General features: G+C 50.7%; 11 protein-coding genes. 6 read left to right on the forward strand and 5 right to left on the reverse strand.

Annotated elements, in window-relative coordinates:
• Positions 1 to 241: 241 nt before the first annotated feature.
• From ACFQRK_RS11060 to ACFQRK_RS11080, 5 genes are all read left to right on the forward strand, one after another.
• Positions 242 to 3037, forward strand: coding sequence for a DUF1553 domain-containing protein (locus ACFQRK_RS11060; protein WP_379006543.1), 2796 nt, complete (start codon positions 242 to 244; stop codon positions 3035 to 3037).
• Between the two features lie 6 nt (positions 3038 to 3043).
• A complete protein-coding gene (locus ACFQRK_RS11065; protein ID WP_379006545.1) occupies positions 3044 to 4537 on the forward strand; it encodes a DUF1501 domain-containing protein in 1494 nt (497 codons plus the stop codon).
• Entirely contained in the window at positions 4537 to 5946 is a 1410-nt protein-coding gene (locus ACFQRK_RS11070; RefSeq protein ID WP_379006547.1) for a c-type cytochrome domain-containing protein, read from the forward strand. Before ACFQRK_RS11065 ends, ACFQRK_RS11070 begins: the two co-directional genes overlap by 1 nt.
• A gap of 20 nt (positions 5947 to 5966) precedes the next feature.
• On the forward strand, positions 5967 to 6854 hold the full coding sequence (locus ACFQRK_RS11075) for an AraC family transcriptional regulator (protein WP_379006549.1): 888 nt from the start codon (positions 5967 to 5969) through the stop codon (positions 6852 to 6854).
• Positions 6855 to 6942: 88 nt separating this feature from the next.
• Positions 6943 to 7692: an SDR family NAD(P)-dependent oxidoreductase gene (locus ACFQRK_RS11080; protein ID WP_379006550.1), complete on the forward strand. Its 750-nt coding sequence runs from the start codon at positions 6943 to 6945 to the stop codon at positions 7690 to 7692.
• Between the two features lie 68 nt (positions 7693 to 7760).
• Here ACFQRK_RS11080 and ACFQRK_RS11085 read toward each other — a convergent pair whose 3' ends face one another.
• On the reverse strand, positions 7761 to 8120 hold the full coding sequence (locus ACFQRK_RS11085; protein ID WP_379006552.1) for a phage holin family protein: 360 nt from the start codon (positions 8118 to 8120) through the stop codon (positions 7761 to 7763).
• A 117-nt stretch (positions 8121 to 8237) separates the two neighbouring features.
• Between ACFQRK_RS11085 and ACFQRK_RS11090 the strand changes: the two genes are divergently transcribed.
• Positions 8238 to 9353, forward strand: coding sequence for a putative sensor domain DACNV-containing protein (locus ACFQRK_RS11090; RefSeq protein WP_379006554.1), 1116 nt, complete (start codon positions 8238 to 8240; stop codon positions 9351 to 9353).
• A 3-nt stretch (positions 9354 to 9356) separates the two neighbouring features.
• Here ACFQRK_RS11090 and ACFQRK_RS11095 read toward each other — a convergent pair whose 3' ends face one another.
• The 4 genes from ACFQRK_RS11095 to ACFQRK_RS11110 form a co-directional block, all read right to left on the reverse strand.
• Positions 9357 to 10901 (reverse strand): arylsulfatase, encoded by a 1545-nt coding sequence (locus ACFQRK_RS11095; protein WP_379006555.1) that lies wholly within the window; start codon positions 10899 to 10901, stop codon positions 9357 to 9359.
• Between the two features lie 352 nt (positions 10902 to 11253).
• Positions 11254 to 12357, reverse strand: a complete 1104-nt coding sequence (locus tag ACFQRK_RS11100) for an FMN-binding protein (protein WP_379006557.1) — start codon at positions 12355 to 12357, stop codon at positions 11254 to 11256.
• A gap of 1 nt (position 12358) precedes the next feature.
• Positions 12359 to 15511, reverse strand: a complete 3153-nt coding sequence (locus tag ACFQRK_RS11105; protein WP_379006558.1) for an FAD-dependent oxidoreductase — start codon at positions 15509 to 15511, stop codon at positions 12359 to 12361.
• Between the two features lie 30 nt (positions 15512 to 15541).
• The gene (locus tag ACFQRK_RS11110; RefSeq protein ID WP_379006560.1) at positions 15542 to 17242 is read right to left on the reverse strand and encodes a RagB/SusD family nutrient uptake outer membrane protein; all 1701 of its coding nucleotides are present in this window, start codon (positions 17240 to 17242) and stop codon (positions 15542 to 15544) included.
• Positions 17243 to 17247 lie beyond the last annotated feature (5 nt).

A 17247-nucleotide genomic window follows, 5' to 3' on the forward strand; every position in this document is an offset into this window, starting at 1 on the left:
CAAATCCCGTTTACTTCGATGTGTAATTGACCGATCGCGGCTTTGGGTTTACCGAATGCGAACTTGAATTGAGCGGGTTGTAAGCGGCTACGTCCGTCCGGCGGTTACGAAACCGATTGCGTAAAGATTTTTACTTGGAAGTCCAGCAAAAAATATATACCTTGCTGTGTATTTGATATACACGATCAAAACATTGACAATAAACCAATAGGAATAAACTACGATCAAGTCAAATGGGGTTATGAAAACGAAGGGCATATTACCTGTGGGTGGGGTTCGCCATCGAAAGAAATGGCTCATGGGTGCAGGTATTGCATTAGTGGTCATAATCATCGCGTTATTCCAGCCCCGTGACAAACCCGTTGACTTCAGTGCGGAAATCAAACCGATTATCAACAAACATTGTATTACCTGCCATGGAGGGGTGAAAAAAAGCGGCGGTTTCAGCCTGCTGTTTGCCGAGGAAGCTTTTGCTGCAACGGAATCGGGAAACCCCGCAATTGTTCCCGGTGATGCCGAACATAGCGAGTTCATACGAAGACTTACCGCAGAAGATCCCGAAGAGCGTATGCCGTATAATGCGCCACCCTTGACCAAGAAAGAAATCAATCTGCTCACCCGTTGGGTTAAGGAAGGGGCTAAATGGGGCGAACATTGGGCTTATTCATTGCCCAAAACGGTAGAAGTGCCGCGGTCAAGGCTGGCGATGGCGTCGCTGTTTGATTTTTGGGGCGGCCCTTCTTTGTCCAGCGATATTGACTATTTTATTCAGGAAAAGCATAAAGAACGGGGGTTGGATTTTTCTCCGGAGGCGGACCGCCCGACGTTGCTCCGCCGGGTTTCCTTGGATCTTACCGGATTGCCACCGACACCTGCCCAGGTAGCGGCTTTTGTGGCCGATACGCGCAAAGACGCTTACGAACGCCGTGTCGACAGTTTGCTGGCTTCTCCGAGATTTGGAGAGCGCTGGGCTTCCTGGTGGTTAGATATTGCCCGTTATGCGGATACCAAAGGTTACGAAAAGGACGCTTCCAGACAGATTTGGGCATACCGCGACTGGGTAATCAAGGCATTTAACCGGGATATGCCCTTTCAGGCGTTTACCATTGAACAATTAGCAGGAGATCTGCTCCCCGATCCTTCCAAAGATCAGTTGATCGCTACCGCTTTTCACCGCAATACCATGGTAAACGATGAGGGAGGAACCGATGATGAAGAGTTTCGGGTGGCAGCGACCATTGACCGCGTAAATACGACCTATCAAGCCTGGCTCTCTACCACATTTGAATGCGTTCAATGCCATAGCCATACGTACGATCCCATCAAATTCGAGGAGTATTATCAGTCGCTTGCTTTTTTTAACAACACGCGCGACGAAGATACAGCAGGTGATTATCCGACCTTGCGGTTTTACAGCTCAGACGATAGTATACAAATCGAGCGAATAAAGCAGTGGGTGGCTGAATATGCGTCTCCTGAGGCGGTAGTGGCTACGGATCGTTTCTTATACGCACTCGAACCGAAAATCCATGCGCATGCCTGCGATCAGCTGGTCAATGGGGCATTGGTGGACACCAAGTGGTTGGGGATTCGCAATGGGGGCAGTGCCCGGTTGCCGTCCATCCACCTGGGTGATAATGATCGGTTTTTTATAAACTATAGCGCGGGCGTTCCGGGTGGTGAGCTGCACCTGCATACCGGTAGTATCAACGGCCCCTTGCTGGTAAAGATTTCACTGGCTGCGACGAAGGGCTGGGAAACTGTCGCGATTCCTATTCCGGCACATGGCGGAAAAGAGGATATTTTTCTCCGGTTTAAGAATCCAGCATTACCGCCGGATCAAGCGGTCTGCTTGGTCGAATGGATGGCTTTTCGAAAAGCATTACCGGGAAAAGATAAGCCAGATTACCCCGTGATGGAGAAAACGTTTCTTGAACTGGTAAATACGCACACGCCATCGGTACCGATCCTGATCGAAAACCCCGAGCATATGCGCCGTGAAACACATATCTTTGAACGGGGAAACTGGTTGGTGAAAGGCGAAAAAGTGGAACCTTCGGTGCCTCAGTTTCTGAACGATTTTCCCAAAGATGCGCCACGTAACCGTCTGGGATTCGCCCAATGGTTGGTCAGTGAGGAAAATCCGCTTACGGCACGGACCCTGGTAAACCGCTTATGGGCGCAATTATTCGGGCATGGCATTGTTGAACCACTGGGAGACATGGGTTCGCAAAGCGACCCGCCCACTCACCCCGAATTGCTCGACTGGCTCGCCTTGCAGTTTATGCATGAAATGGACTGGAGCATCAAGCAACTACTCAGAGAACTGGTCATTTCGACCACGTACCGGCAATCCTCCTTGCTGACCGATAAACTGTCGGCGGAAGATCCCGGCAATAAATATTATGCACGCGGGCCACGGTTCCGGCTTTCGGCGGAGCAAATTCGCGATCAAGCGTTGGCAGTAAGTGGTCTGTTGAGCACAAAAATGTACGGCCCCAGTGTGATGCCCTATCAGCCGGAAGGTGTCTGGATGACCGTGTACAGTGGCGAGCGGTGGACCAAAAGTGAAGGGGAAGACCAGTACCGGCGCGGGGTTTACACGTTTATAAAGCGAACAAGTCCGTATCCTTCATTCGTCTCTTTCGATGCATCCAGCCGGGAGGTGTGTTTGGTAGACCGCATCCGGACCAATACGCCGCTTCAAGCACTCACCACGCTCAATGATCCGGTATATCAGGAAGCTGCTATCCATCTTGCCAGGCGGATGGAAACCGCCGGTAAAGGAAACATGGAAAAAGCCATTCGATGGGGTTATTTTTCGGTGATGCAGCGGCAACTTTCAACAGAAAAATTCGAGATTCTTGCTAAATTATTTGAGGAAACCCTGGCTCACTATCAGGAGCAGCCCAAGGAGGCTGCCAAGTTACTGGGTGTGTCTGATCGGAGCGCTATGGCGGAAAACCTGGGTACTGCCACATACACCGTGGTAGCGAATGCGTTGTTGAACTTGGACGAATTCCTTACCAAATCTTAACATCCTATGGAGAAACTATTGAAAGAAGCGAGGGAAGCGGAGTTAAAGGCCATCACGAGACGACATTTCTTAACGGAATGCGTAGCGGGTGTGGGAAGTATTGCCTTAGGGTCGATGTTGGGGGGATGTTTCAGTTCGCATAGCGGAGTTCGGAAGGGCGGTGACTTGCTCATGGATGCCTTGAATCCACTGGCTCCTAGATCCCCCCACTTTGCTGCCCGCGCGAAAAGCGTAATTTACCTGCACATGGCTGGCGCACCCTCGCAGTTGGAACTGTTCGACTACAAGCCAGAGCTTCACAAACTGCACAATCAACTTTGTCCACAGTCATTGCTTGCTGGCAAAAAATTTGCGTTCATCCGGGGCGTGCCTAAAATGCTTGGGCCGCAGGCGGCATTCCGCCAATACGGCGAGAGCGGTGCTTGGCTTTCCGATCACCTTCCCCATTTTTCAAAGGTGGTCGACGAGGTAAGTTTTCTCAAGGCGGTCCATACGGATCAGTTCAACCATGGGCCTGCACAATTATTTATGCATACAGGACATGCCCGGTTGGGCAGACCCAGCATCGGATCTTGGGTGACCTACGGCCTGGGTACGGAAAATAGCAACCTGCCGGGATTTGTCGTGCTCACATCGGGGGGCAAAACCCCCGACGCCGGAAAAAGTGTTTGGGGAAGCGGGTTTTTGCCCTCGGTTTACCAAGGGGTACAATGTCGGTCGCACGGCGATCCGGTATTATACATCAGTGACCCCGACGGCATGAGCCGCGATTTAAAAAGAAAGGCGATCGATGCCATCAATACCGTAAACCGGGAAGAATACGAAACGTATAAGGATCCGGAAATCCTTGCGCGCATCGCTCAATACGAAATGGCCTACAACATGCAGGTTGCCGTACCCGAGGTGATGGACATCCAAAATGAACCCGAATACATCCACGAACTTTATGGTACGCAACCCGGAAAGGAATCCTTTGCAAACAATTGTCTGTTAGCTCGCAAGCTGGTCGAACAGGGGGTACGTTTTGTGCAGCTGTTTGATTGGGGGTGGGACAGCCATGGTACCGGTCCGGATACGGCGCTTGACCTGGGATTCCGCAACAAATGCCGCGAAATCGATCGCCCAATGACGGCCTTGCTGCTGGATTTAAAACAACGCGGCCTGCTGGATGAAACGCTGGTCGTCTGGGGCGGGGAATTCGGGCGCACGCCCATGCAGGAAAATCGCGACAATAAGGATATGCCCTTCGCAGGGCGGGATCATCATCCCGATGCGTATACCATTTGGATGGCCGGTGGTGGCATCAGAAAAGGCGTAACGTGGGGTGAAACCGATGAAATCGGTTTTTCCGCAGTGAGTGGCCGGACCGCCGTACATGACATTCACGCCACTATGCTCCACCTACTTGGCTTTGACCATGAAAAATTTACCTATGAATTTCAGGGACGGCCTTTCCGTCTCACCGATGTGGAAGGCCACCTGATTGAAGCGATTATTTAATGGAGGAGTTCCCAACACTTTTTCTTGGTAGGTGGCATCCGTTGTTCGTGCATCTCCCCATCGGTATGCTGATTATGGCATTTTTCCTGGCTTTGTTGAATCAAAAAAAAGCCGGGAGTCCACTGGCGCCCGCGGTGGCGGTGACGCTTCTGTTCGGTGCCGCCTCAGCGGTCCTGGCGAGCGTTTCCGGATACCTGCTCTCGTTGGGGGGCGGATATGACACACAAACGTTATCGCTCCATCAGTGGCTTGGCATCAGCGTCGCGATTACCAGCATTTTTACCTGGTTGCTCTACCGTAGACCAAGCGATCATCCCGGGCGCCTCCGGCCCCTGCGCAAATTCCGGTTTCTTTTTTTGTCGGTCATGACGGCATTGCTTGGTTTAGCGGGGCATTTTGGCGGCACACTCACGCATGGTCCGGATTATCTGATCGAGGCGCTTCCCGAACAGACCCGTCGGTTAATGGGGTGGCAGCCCAAGCAGCTGGTAATCGAAAATGTACAAGAGGCATTTGTATATGCCTCGATTATCCAGCCCATACTGAAGCAACGTTGTGAAAGTTGCCATGGAACAAAAAAGAAAGAAGGTGAGTTAGCTTTGCATACGCTGGATATGCTCCTGCAGGGCGGCGAAAGCGGCCAGGTCGTCGTTCCCGGTAAGGTAACGGAAAGTGAATTATATCGCCGCCTGATGTTGCCTGAAGGCGACGAAGATCGGATGCCCCCCAAAGGAAGGACCCCGATCAGCTCTGATCAGATTAAACTGATAGCCTGGTGGATCGGCGTTGGCGCACCTGGCGATAAGCAGGTGAAGGACCTGGAGCAACCCGAAGATATCCAGCCCATATTACTCGCGTTGGAAGGAGGTGAAAAAGAAGAAATGACGTTGGCGGATATTCCTCCGGCGGATGCAGAGGCTATTCAAAAACTACGTGCTAAGGGGGTGAAAGTTATCCCTTTGGCCGAGACGAAGAACCAGTTGGCGGTTAGTGCAGTAAACTATCCGGAATTTACGGATCAGGATATGGAGCTGTTAACGGCCATCGGTGAAAACGTTATCCAACTTAAACTCGGCAATACTCGGATTACCGATAACGCCATGCAGAAGATAGATCAATTGCCCGAGTTGCAGCGGTTGCACGTAGAAAATACGGCTGTAGGAGATATCGGACTGACCAAGTTGCGTGCGTGTAAGCGGCTAACGTACCTTAATCTGGTGAATACTAAGGTGACTGACCAAGGATTGGCTGCATTACGGGAACTTCCGGCTTTGGAGCGAATATACCTGTATCGGACCGCGACTTCGCCGCAGGGGCTTTCAACGCTATCGCGGGCGAATCCGAAATTAGCGATTGACACCGGCAACTACCAACTGGCTGTTGTACCGGCAGATACGCTCGTCTATTAAAAAAACGTAACTTACCGCCCATGGAACAGCAGGGTTATCCCATATACGATATTGCCGGATTTGCCGCTTCGCGACCTGATATTGTTGTAAAACCCTTTGCTCCTTATCGGATGGAGCACCACAAGTTGCAGGTGCCTCATCGGCATCGCTTTTATCACCTGGTGTATTTTACCAAAGGAAGTGGCCACCATACCATCGATTTTGATCGATTTCCGGTAAAGCCGCACCAACTGTATGCGATGGTCCCGGGTCAGGTACATCACTGGGAATTTGAGGGCGATGTTGATGGTTACGTACTCAATTTTTCGGCGTCATTTTTCCAGTCTTTTCTTCTGCGACCGGATTACATCGACGACTTTCCTTTTTTTCAAGGTCTTGCGCAGCAGTCCGTGATGGACATCCCGCAGTCCATGCGAACGCATGTAACCGATCTTTTTCAAGAGATGATTCCCTTGGCAGTATCAAATAACATCCTGAGTCTCGATAAATTACGCGTGTTGATTCTCAGGTTGTTTTTGGATCTGGCCGGTATGCGGGCGGAGACCCGTCCGGGACGCCTGTCTTACAATGCGACGCTTCTCCGTAATTTTCAAAAAATGGTCGATAAACATTTTTCGGAATTGCGGTTGCCCAGAGACTATGCCGCCATGCTTCACATCACACCCAACCATCTGAATGCGATTTGCTCGGATTTATTGGGACAGTCGGCAGGGGAGGTGATTCGTAACCGGATTGCGTTGGAAGCGAAGCGGCTGCTGATTAATCCGGCACTTTCGGTTACGACCGTGGCTTACATGCTGAATTTTGAGGACAATTCCTATTTCACCAAGTTTTTCAAAAAAAATGCAGGGATGACCCCTGAAGCGTTCCGCAAGTCGTTTGCAATTACGAATAAGCCATCCGGATAAGCAATCAGATCATTTTCTCGAATGACGGATGTCATTTTTATCCAATCAAATGGCTGTTATTTTGTTATCAAACAAAACCAACACCATTATGGGAACATTAGCTGAAAAAGTAGCGATTGTCACCGGTGCCGCCTCAGGAATCGGCCGTGCCGTGGCGCTTGCCTACGCGCGCGAAGGCGCAAAAGTAATCGTCTCCGATATCAGTGTAGGGGGCGGGGAAGATACGGTCAAGTTGATTGCCGAAATGGGTGGTACGGCCGTTTTCGTAGCGGCCGATACATCGAAAGCGGAAGAGACCGAATTTTTGGTTAAACAAGCAGTTGGCCAATTCGGGGCGTTGCATATTGCGTGTAACAATGCCGGAATCGGGGGACCGTCGGCACCGACGGGCGATTATCCCGTAGAGGGGTGGGATAAAGTTATCTCCATCAATCTATCCGGCGTGTTTTATGGTTGCCGTTATCAGATCCCCGCCATGCTACAGTCGGGAGGTGGCGTCATCGTCAATATGGCGTCCATTCTGGGACAAGTAGGTTTCGCCAATTCAGCCGCCTACGTGGCGGCGAAACACGGAGTGGTGGGGCTTACGAAAAGCATCGCCCTGGAGTACGCAGCCGGAGGCATCCGGGCAAATGCCGTGGGACCTGCGTTCATCAATACGCCGTTGTTGAAAGATATGGATAGCGATACCCTGGACTGGCTGGTCAGCAAGCATCCGGTAGGTCGGCTGGGAGAAGCAAATGAAGTAGCGGAGTTAGTCTTATGGCTAAGCACAGATAAAGCTTCATTTGTCAACGGAGCCTATTATGCCGTGGACGGCGGGTATCTGGCGTCCTGAACTCAACTCCATAAATCGAATTTTATCCCGGCAAGCATTTGCGCCGTTGCCGGGATACGATGAAGGGCTTAGTCGCGATTCTTGGACTTGAAAAGGCCATCCAAAAGCATCTGAATCAAAGCCACTATCAGGGCAAATACGGCCGCCCACCAGAAATTTGCCACTTCAAATTTACTCCCCATGAAATAGCTCGTGAGCTGTACCATCAGCACCGTGATAACAAACGATATCAATCCCAACGTCAACAGATTGAGCGGGAAAGTGAAAAACCGCAGAATGGTGCCGATGGTCGCATTCACAAAAGAAATGATCAGCCCGGCAACAATTGCCCATCCGAATCCGGCTACGCTGACGGCCGAATCGGGAAGGACCAGCGCGGCAAGGAATACGGCCAGTCCTGTTAAAAGTACATCAACAATAAATCGCATAATCCTGTTTGTTTGGTTTGTAATCGTTTGCAACTTGCATATCAATGGCGAGTTGTCTAAGTTTGCTAATATAACTCAATAATACGAATTAAGGCAAAATGTTTGCCAATCTCAAAAATGATTTCAGAACCTACATATCTTGCGGCAAAGTTAGTATCGCACCGGATTGCAAAACATTTTGAAAAGCAATTTGATCATCGGGACACGGACCGCAGGCACATTCCGGATATACCCGTCATTGAGATCCTTATTGACACGGCCTTTTGGGCCAGTCTGCGTCGGGAAGAGGGCTATGAACCCAAAATATCATTGGCCTTCCTGCCCCCGGATTTAGCGGTGAATCGCTTGATCTTCCGTCATCCCCAACGTTTTACACCCTATAATTTGGTCAAGCTATCTCCCGCGGTTGTGCAGCCGGGAATACACTTAGGGGTGTGGGTAGAAGATGATAACTTTTACATATGGGGTACAACCCATGAGGTTCCCACCCATACCATGATCATCGAAGTTGCCGAGGCGGGGTTACTTGTCGTGAAGCAAAAACATCGGGATCACGCAAGAAAATTCGTGAACGTAGCGGTGCTGAAGGGCAATCAGATCAAGGTGATCGAAGACAATCATTGGGGACTGACCGACTGTCCGGGGATTCTTTCGGCATTGCTGGGTTTTTCCCACGCCCGTGACGATCAGCCGGAAAGTATCTTGGTGCAATTGGCGCTCGCCATGCGTAGCCACGGCCGTGGCGCCTTGCTATTGGTGGTGCCCGCGAACAGTGCTGCCTGGCAGCATTCGATTGTAAAACCCATCAATTATTTGGTTGAACCTCATGAAATGTTGCCCCCTTCTGAAAACGACGAGTCGCAGAATTATCTGTACACGGATACCCTGCGCAAAATGATTGCTGCGGTTGGTGGATATTCGGCGATTGACGGCGCTACGGTAATTACACAGGATCATCAGTTGCTTGCCTTCGGGGCCAAGATAGCGCGTTCGCCACATGCGCTGCCCGTTGCGCAGATTATCATAACCGAACCGGTTGCGGGCAGTGCGATGCAACTACTAGACGCCACGACCATCGGCGGAACCCGGCATTTAGCTGCGGCCCAATTTGTGAATGACCAACACGATTCGTTAGCGATGGTGGCTTCGCAGGATGGAACCTTTACGGTTTTTTCATGGTCTGAGAAGGAACAAATGGTACATGGGCACCGGATTGATACCTTGCTAATGTAGGTGTTATTCCAATTTTAAGGGCGCTATGTCGCCCGATTCACCCCGGATCGCTTTATATCGCTCGATCATCTCGTTCAGCTTTTCCGGTTCGGCTTCCGCCAGGTTGTTCTGTTGTCCGATATCGTCTTTTACGTTGTACAGCTGATAGTCTTTCGAATTGCCCAATTCTATATTTACCTGTTTGTTGCGCGCCGGTCCGTCATACGGGGGGATCATTACCCAATCGCCTTTCCGCAAAGCGGTACGTGAAGTCGCTTCCAATATCAGTTCGGTCCGTCCTTGGCGGGTGTCGCCAAGTAGTGCATCCAGCAGGTTTTGGCTGTCGCCGTTTTCGGAATGCTGTCCAGTTAACTTAGCCAAAGAAGCCAGCAAATCCATTTGGCAAACCACCGCATCGGATACCCCCGGACTGACCCTTCCTTTCCACTGTACGATAAACGGCACGCGGGTGCCTGCTTCATATAGGCTGTATTTCCCCCCTCGCAGCGGTCCCCAGGGTTTGTGATCCCCGAGTTTCTCCACGGCGTCGTCGTAATACCCGTCGTTCACCACCGGACCGTTGTCGCTCGAGAATATTACCAGGGTATTCTCCAGCAATCCTTCATCTTCCAGCGTTTTCATGAACGCGCCGATGCACCAATCCGCTTCGACAATCACATCGCCGCGTGGACCCAGACCGGATGCACCCGCAAAGCGTGGATTCGGTGTGCGGGGGACATGCGGTTGGTGCAGGGCATAATAGAGGAAGAAGGGTTCGTCCTTGTGTTGCCGGACAAAGGTTTGTGCTTTGGTAAGGAATGTATCGGCCATATTTTCGTCGACCCACTTTGCCTTTTCGCCGCCTTTCATGAAACCAATGCGTGGAATCCCATTTACAATGCTGTTGTTATGCCCATGATGCCACCGCATCCGGAGGAGTTCCGGATGGTCAAGCCCCGTCGGTTCGCCTTCGAAATTCTGACGGTAATCCACGGTTATTGGATCACCGGTTTCCGCTCCGGCTACCCTGCCGTTTTCAATATAGACCGTAGGTACACGATCCTGGGTGGCAGCCATGATATACGCGTAGTCAAATCCCACTTCATTCGGCCCCGGTGCAATGGGTTGATTCCAGTCGACCTGACCGGTACCCAAGCCAAGGTGCCACTTTCCGACAACGCCTGTGCGGTAGCCTGCTTGTTTCAGCATTTTTGGAAGTGTCTGTTGCTGCGTGTCGATAAGGAGGGGCGCCGTACCGGGAAGGATCTTGGCGTCCTTATTCCGCCAGGGATACACACCGGTAAGGAGGGCAAACCGGCTGGGCGTGCAGGTAGACGACGTCGCATATCCACTGGTAAACTTCAAACCCGAAGCCGCCAGTTTATCAATGTTCGGTGTTTTCAGGGCCGTCGCTCCGTAGGCACCCAAATCACCGTACCCGAGGTCATCTAGGTAAATGATAACGATATTGGGATGCTTTTTGCCGCCGTTACGCTGTTCCGTGGTATGGCAAGCCGCCGGGACCAGCAATGCCAGAAGCAGAAAGCTAAAAAGATTGGATGGTTTCATATTGGCAATCTGTTTGGTACATTTCGGCATAAATTTAACGGTAATATCGATTTTAACGGTAATATCGATTGAAACTTAACCAATTTTTCGGGAGCGGGCAAGTTTCTCTTGAAATCCAGCGTAAGAGATGCGTACTGATTCGGGACAGGAAGGCCCCTTGTTGGGCAGTGCTTCGGCAGCGGTTCGGTCCGCCACCGATGGTATGTCGAAGCCCAGGCGAACCGATGTCGAAGGATTGTCGAAGCGTTGTCGAAGAATTGTCGAACGCGTGTCGAAGCGTTGTCGAAGAAGTGGCACGGAAAGGCAGCAATTGGTGCCAAATAGTGCCAAATAGTGCCATAATTTGTTGTGGTCACTTATGAGACGAAAAGAAATCATTCAAAGCCTTTTTCAGCGCGGTATGATCGGTTTTAAGACGGCTGATCCTTTCCCGTTCTGCTTCGGTTAATGTACTTCCCGTTTGGCGGATTATAGACAAGATTTTGATCAATACCCATGGCTGCGGCTGTGCATCGGCGGTGAATTCGGTAGTCAATACGTCTTGTAACCCGCGATGCAGCCTGTTTGCTTGCTCCAATGCCGTCAGAAGCCGGATTTTCTCGCCGGCCTCCAGCTGGGGGTATACCTTTGACAGGTCTTCCTGTAAAGTTATGGAGGAAAGATTGAGACTACCCAAGGCTTTGAATGCCAAATCACGGAAAGCGTGATCTTCGGCACCTAAACCTTGCAGGATGGATTTTTCGATAACGGGGTCTGCATGAAGGTGGCCATCAATGACGCCACGCAGTACGAAGTCCCGGTTTCCAGTATCCCCGGTGGCCAATAGCCGATGCGCCAAGGTCGGGTTGCCAGCAACCTCGGATAAGGCGATCAAAGCGAGTTGCTCGGGCTCGCCTACATGGATAAGATGCCAAATCGTGTGGGTCGTATAAACCGCATCCTTCACCGCAGCTTCACTGATAACCTTCCGCGTTGCCCCGGTAACCCCGTCCACTTGCGTTTCGCTAGGCGTTTTATCGGTGGGTTCGACGAGTTCTTCGGCCGTATATTCGCGTAAGTCGGACCACTCGTTTTGCAGAATATCTTCCAACCGGTCATAATCCAAGGGCGAGAATTCGCTGTGATCGGTTTTCGTTAGCGGCTCCCGGAATATTTCGATACCCAAGTATTTACCCGAAAAATGCCAGTAAATACCGACATCGATGGGTCTGCATTCGCCGGTGAGGCATACGGGCGTAAAAATACGGCGATACCAATAGGGCAGGCCATCGGTACCCTTCACGGCAATCACGGACATAGGTTGTCCGTGATCGTCGCGAATGGTGTATTCCTTGCGCCCGCTGTCGAAATCGGGAACCCGGATGTGCAATGCCTTGCTACGGTAATACGTAGTGGGCGGCTGAACGAAGGCCGCTAAAAACAACACCGAAAATACCCAGAGTCCTGTGCGTCTCATGCTAACTCTCCAAGGCGATGATCGGACGGGGATAGTTCAACGAATTGACAACCTGTCCCCAGGCCGTGGCATCGTATCCATGCGGTTTCCCCGTCAGTGTCTCCAACTCCGAAGAGGCAAACGATTTGAACGAGTGGTGGAGGTCATGCAGGTAATCCACCAGCAGTTCATAACCCCGTTTTCCGCCACTGCGGGCCAATGCGGCCGCGATATGAAGTTCCAGGTCGCCGCCGTATACCCGCCATCGTACTTTTTGATATTCACTGGTGCGATAACCGCCGACGTATCGATCTTGCAGTAATTTCTCCAATCCGTCAATAAACTGCGTATCTGGCAATCTTTCGATGAAATAACTTAGATTCAGTATGCGGTTGTGAAAAGGAACCAGCTTGAGATCGATCCGTTCGTCGTAGTAATCACTTTCCCGTTTCATCATCGGGCCTCCCGAAGTCGTATTCTCGAGGATCATTCGGATCGTCGGTTTGGCGGCTTCATAGCGCGATTTAGCCAACAGCGCGATGTGTTGGTTGATGCGCCAGAAAAGACCTTCAAGGACGTTGTGTTTGCGACCCCGGATCAAGTCGTAGTTGTCGACAAAATCCGCAGGATATCCCTTTTCACGCTCCTGCGCATACAAATTGTTGAGGTCTTGAAGAATAATGTCACCTCCCGTTGGTTCCCCGAACCATGCCAATGCTTGTGCAATGAGCAGTTGCGCCGGGGCCTCGGTTACGGTTTGGAAGGTTTCCTTGAGCAGGGGAACGGCCTGTCTTTTAGGAAGTTTGATGCATTCATACAGAAACTCCCGTTTGCCTTCGGACAAGGCCTTCACCCGGCGCGCGGCTTCCCCCGGTACCCCGATTTTGTTGCCTGCTTCCTTGGAAAGATAGCCCTCGGGATAATAACCGAGTGCTGCCCACTCCTGCTGGAGCGGTAATATATCAAAATCTTTAGCCTTGGTGCCCGTGAACGACAAGGTTGCGGCGATTTGCCCCGTTAAGTACCCCAATACGATCAGATCGGCAGTCATCCGGGTAAACTGATACGCATCCTGTGTCTGGCTGAATCCCCGACCAGACAACAGCAGCCCATTCAAATCTTTAGGAACGATACTCCGGTAGGGGATTTCTACCACGATATCAATCGAGTGGGGAAGGAGGAAACCGCAGCGGGTATAATCAGATAATCCCACATAATGCGGGTCAAAATCGCTACTCGCCAGGCATACAACATCTGTGAAATGGGTGCCTTCTATTGCGTCAATCACATTTAACTCATATTCCCCCTTGGTTCGCCTTGACTCGCGTACGGCCAGCATCGGATAGAAGTCGTAACAATGCGCTTCGTAATGGGATATGAATAATCCACGTTGCACTTCGGCAATGCGTGTGTTGTCGATAATGTCATAATCCCGGTTGGTGTTGGACGGCATTTTGCCTGCACCCCGGATATCCCACTGGCTGTAATTCTGGGTTTTGCCGGTTCGGGCGTCACCGTGATCGAAGGCAGCCCCTGCAAACGCCGCCAGATCGCCGTCGCCGGTAGCGTCTATGGATACGTCGGCGTAAATGGCTTCCAATACTCCCTGTCTGCAAACTATCCCTCCCGCAACTTTATTTTTGCCGTCCGTTACGGCACCGCAAAGAATCGTGCTGCCCAGAAATCGCCCTTCACCCTGCAACACTTCCTGGAGGAGGTAATTCATACGTCCTAAACGCTTGGTCATATGTGCTTCAACCGCCAATCGGTTCGCCTCATCATCCTGTAGTTTAAAATACGGTTGATTACGATATCCGTGGTAGTAACCCATGACACCGCACATGGTCTTCGTGCCGCCAAGATCTTGGAAGAAATCGGCTACGATGGTATTTGCACCTTTGGAAATTGCCCCGATCGCAGCCATGGCGCCGGCTGTGCCACCACCCGCAACAAATACCTGACAGTCTTGCCGGGTCGTGATCAGGCCCGCATCAACCGAGCACCGTTTCAACGGAATGGCGAGACCCGGTTCATCGACGTCCGCGAGCGACACATGTTGGGTGGGGATAGTCGTACCTACGATCGCCAGTTCTGTAAAACTTGAAAGAGCGTGTGTATTGCCACCCAATGTCGCGACCATCTGCTCCGCTTCTTGTCTAATGGCTAAAAGCTGTACACAGTCTATAGGAGTTTGGGTATGGCTGATGATGTGATGTCCGGAAAGCTTGGATTGCGGCGGTGTCTGATCCAACAGGTCGACCGATGTTTCCCAAGCAAATTGGGTAATTTCTGCTTCCGCAAACATGGGATCGATTGAGTGAAGGGCCTTGCCAATTGCTGTGGCTACTTTCCGAGCGCGGTGTTCAACCGTTTCCATATCGAGACCGTCACCGTCGAAGCCAAATTCAAGAAACACCTGATGGTCGGCGTGCTTACCCCGGTGCACCCTTACTTCGTTGCCAGACACCCCGAACGTGGGTGAAACGGGAATGGCTTTTTTCTGAGGCGATGTTGCTTTCCAGATTTCCAAAACAAAGGTCGCAGACTTAGGGGTAGGGTTTTGGCCAAGCAGCTTCCGGCTGAAAAGCGCATGCTCAGAAGCGTCGATAAAATGAAGGCATTTGACACCAAAGAGACCGTGTTTACAAGCCAGCAATGTCCCCTGCACATTTCCTTTTTCGGTGAATAGGCCACATACATCAGTCATCAGTAGTGTATCTACTTTATGAGCTAGGATGTTGGCCAGCAAGCCTTTTTTAAGTGTCCCAGCCATCAGTGCGAGCTCATCGCCAAAAATGCCCTTTCCGGCACCCGAACCGTCGGTTGTATGTACTTCGGACAATTCCTCGTCAGACCATAGAATACCTTGGATGTCTTCCGGTAGTTTTTCAACTCCATTGGTTCCCAGCCAAAACCGACTTTTGGCGGTCAGTTCATAGCCAAGACTGCTCCGTCGCTCAACCAGCAAGACCCGCTTACCGGCTTTCGCAGCTTGGAGAGCCGCGAAATAGCCCCGTAGACCGCCGCCGTTGATGAGGACGTCGTAGGTATCAAAATCGGCTTGTCCCGTGAATTGCCGATTGATATGTGCCATAGCCTTAGCTAGCAGCGAAGGAGTCAGCAACGCGGCACCGGTTGCTGGCACACTCAATTTTATAAAGTTTCTTCTGTTCATGTTTCCTGTGTTAGCTGTCCAATTTAGCGCTCAATAGCCATCGTTTTGGTCCATTTCTGCTTCCTTGTTAGAATCTATTACACTTTGCGGAATAGGCCATAGCTCGTGATGAGGTTGAATAGAGGTTGCAGATGATGGATTGTACGTTTTCACCCTTTCGTATAAAACCCCCATTCTTGCCAGCGTACGCCTCCGCGGTTCTTCCATGACCAATTCTCGCGCACGCTCATCTAGCAGGAAATCAATCGTCACGTCCTCAGGGTTTATAAGGATGGCTTGTGCGCGTCTTCTTAACACGTTTATATCTATTGCCGCATTCGGCAAGTCTCCCTTCCTAAAATATGCCTCAGCCCTTAACAGGTAGGTTTCCGCGAGCCTCATTTGTATCAAATCATTTTCAGACTGGCCACCCACGATATTATCCTCGAATGCGTTTCCATCCGCTTTTCGAATCCAGGGATAGTATTCCCGCAACGTATCAACGACAAAATTGGTAAGCGTGCCGTCCTTTCGTGCAATCACGCGTTGTCCCTTATCATTGAGGGCTGTTCTAATAGGTTTGCCGAAATATTCGGGGTCGTCCGGATTATTGTAATAAAACACCCTTCGGATGTTATAGGGCGAATTTCTCATGTCGTCTGGATCTAACCGCCAGATGTCGTATTTTAAATAATTCAGTGGGGAGTTGACCCCAATTCCTCTAAGCAAACTGTCGGCGGCAATATTAAACGATCCATTGGGGGTTCTTATCTTCTCCTGCTCAGGGAACCACCACCGGGGCGTATTATTTCCTGCTACCGTATTTCCTCCGGGGAAGGTGGCTCCACCGCCCAGTGTAAAGCTTTCAAATTGCAAGCTCCAAATTACCTCCATATTTCCCGAAGCGCGGTTCTGCTGATTAGTATAGAAGAGATCTGAGAACACGTCTCCGGGGCGGGATAAATCACCGAATCGCTCAATCATAATCTGATATTCCCCCGCTTCCCCATCAATTACTTTACTGGCTGCCCCAATGGCTCTGTCGAAGTAGGATGCATCATTTGTTTCCATACCGAGAGAAATATAAACCTCGGACAACAAATGAAAAGCTGCAGCCTTGTAAATTCGGCCATCCGATACGCTTCCCACAATGGGAAGTAATGCTGACGCATCTTCTAGGTCCTGCCTTACAAATTGTAAAACTTCTTCTTTCGACGATCGCTGAAAATCGAATTTGGGTTCGGATATAACGTCCGCTACGATTGGTACACCACCGTACAGGGTAGCAAGCACATTGTATGTATATCCTCTGAAAAATTTAGCTTGGGCTTCAAAATTTTTACGAGCTTCGTCGCTTAACTGTACTTCCGGATCATCCAGGGTTTCCAAAATAAGGTTGCATTGGCGAATCATATCCTCATACGCCCATCTCCAATATCCTTCTACTGCGGCATGTTGCGAATTTAATAAATGGTAATCTTTAAATCCCCTGGAGTCGTACCGTCCCCATTCAACGAGATCGGTCCCGAGATTCATATAATCAAAGTTGTTACCGCCGATGACGTGCTCCTGTCGGGCAGCGCGGTAAAGTGCAACCGTGGCTGCTTCAAAACCCGCTTCGTCAACCAGAAAATTTTCAGGGCTGAAACGGTCAAGAGGTATTTCATCTAAAAATTTGCTACTACATCCATTGAGGAGCACAGCAAGTATCAAGCCGGATACTAACGTGAATGTCGAACGATTTCTTTTCATTTTTC

Origin of the sequence: Parapedobacter sp. GCM10030251 (assembly GCF_042666505.1) — a bacterium.
Taxonomy (GTDB): domain Bacteria; phylum Bacteroidota; class Bacteroidia; order Sphingobacteriales; family Sphingobacteriaceae; genus Parapedobacter.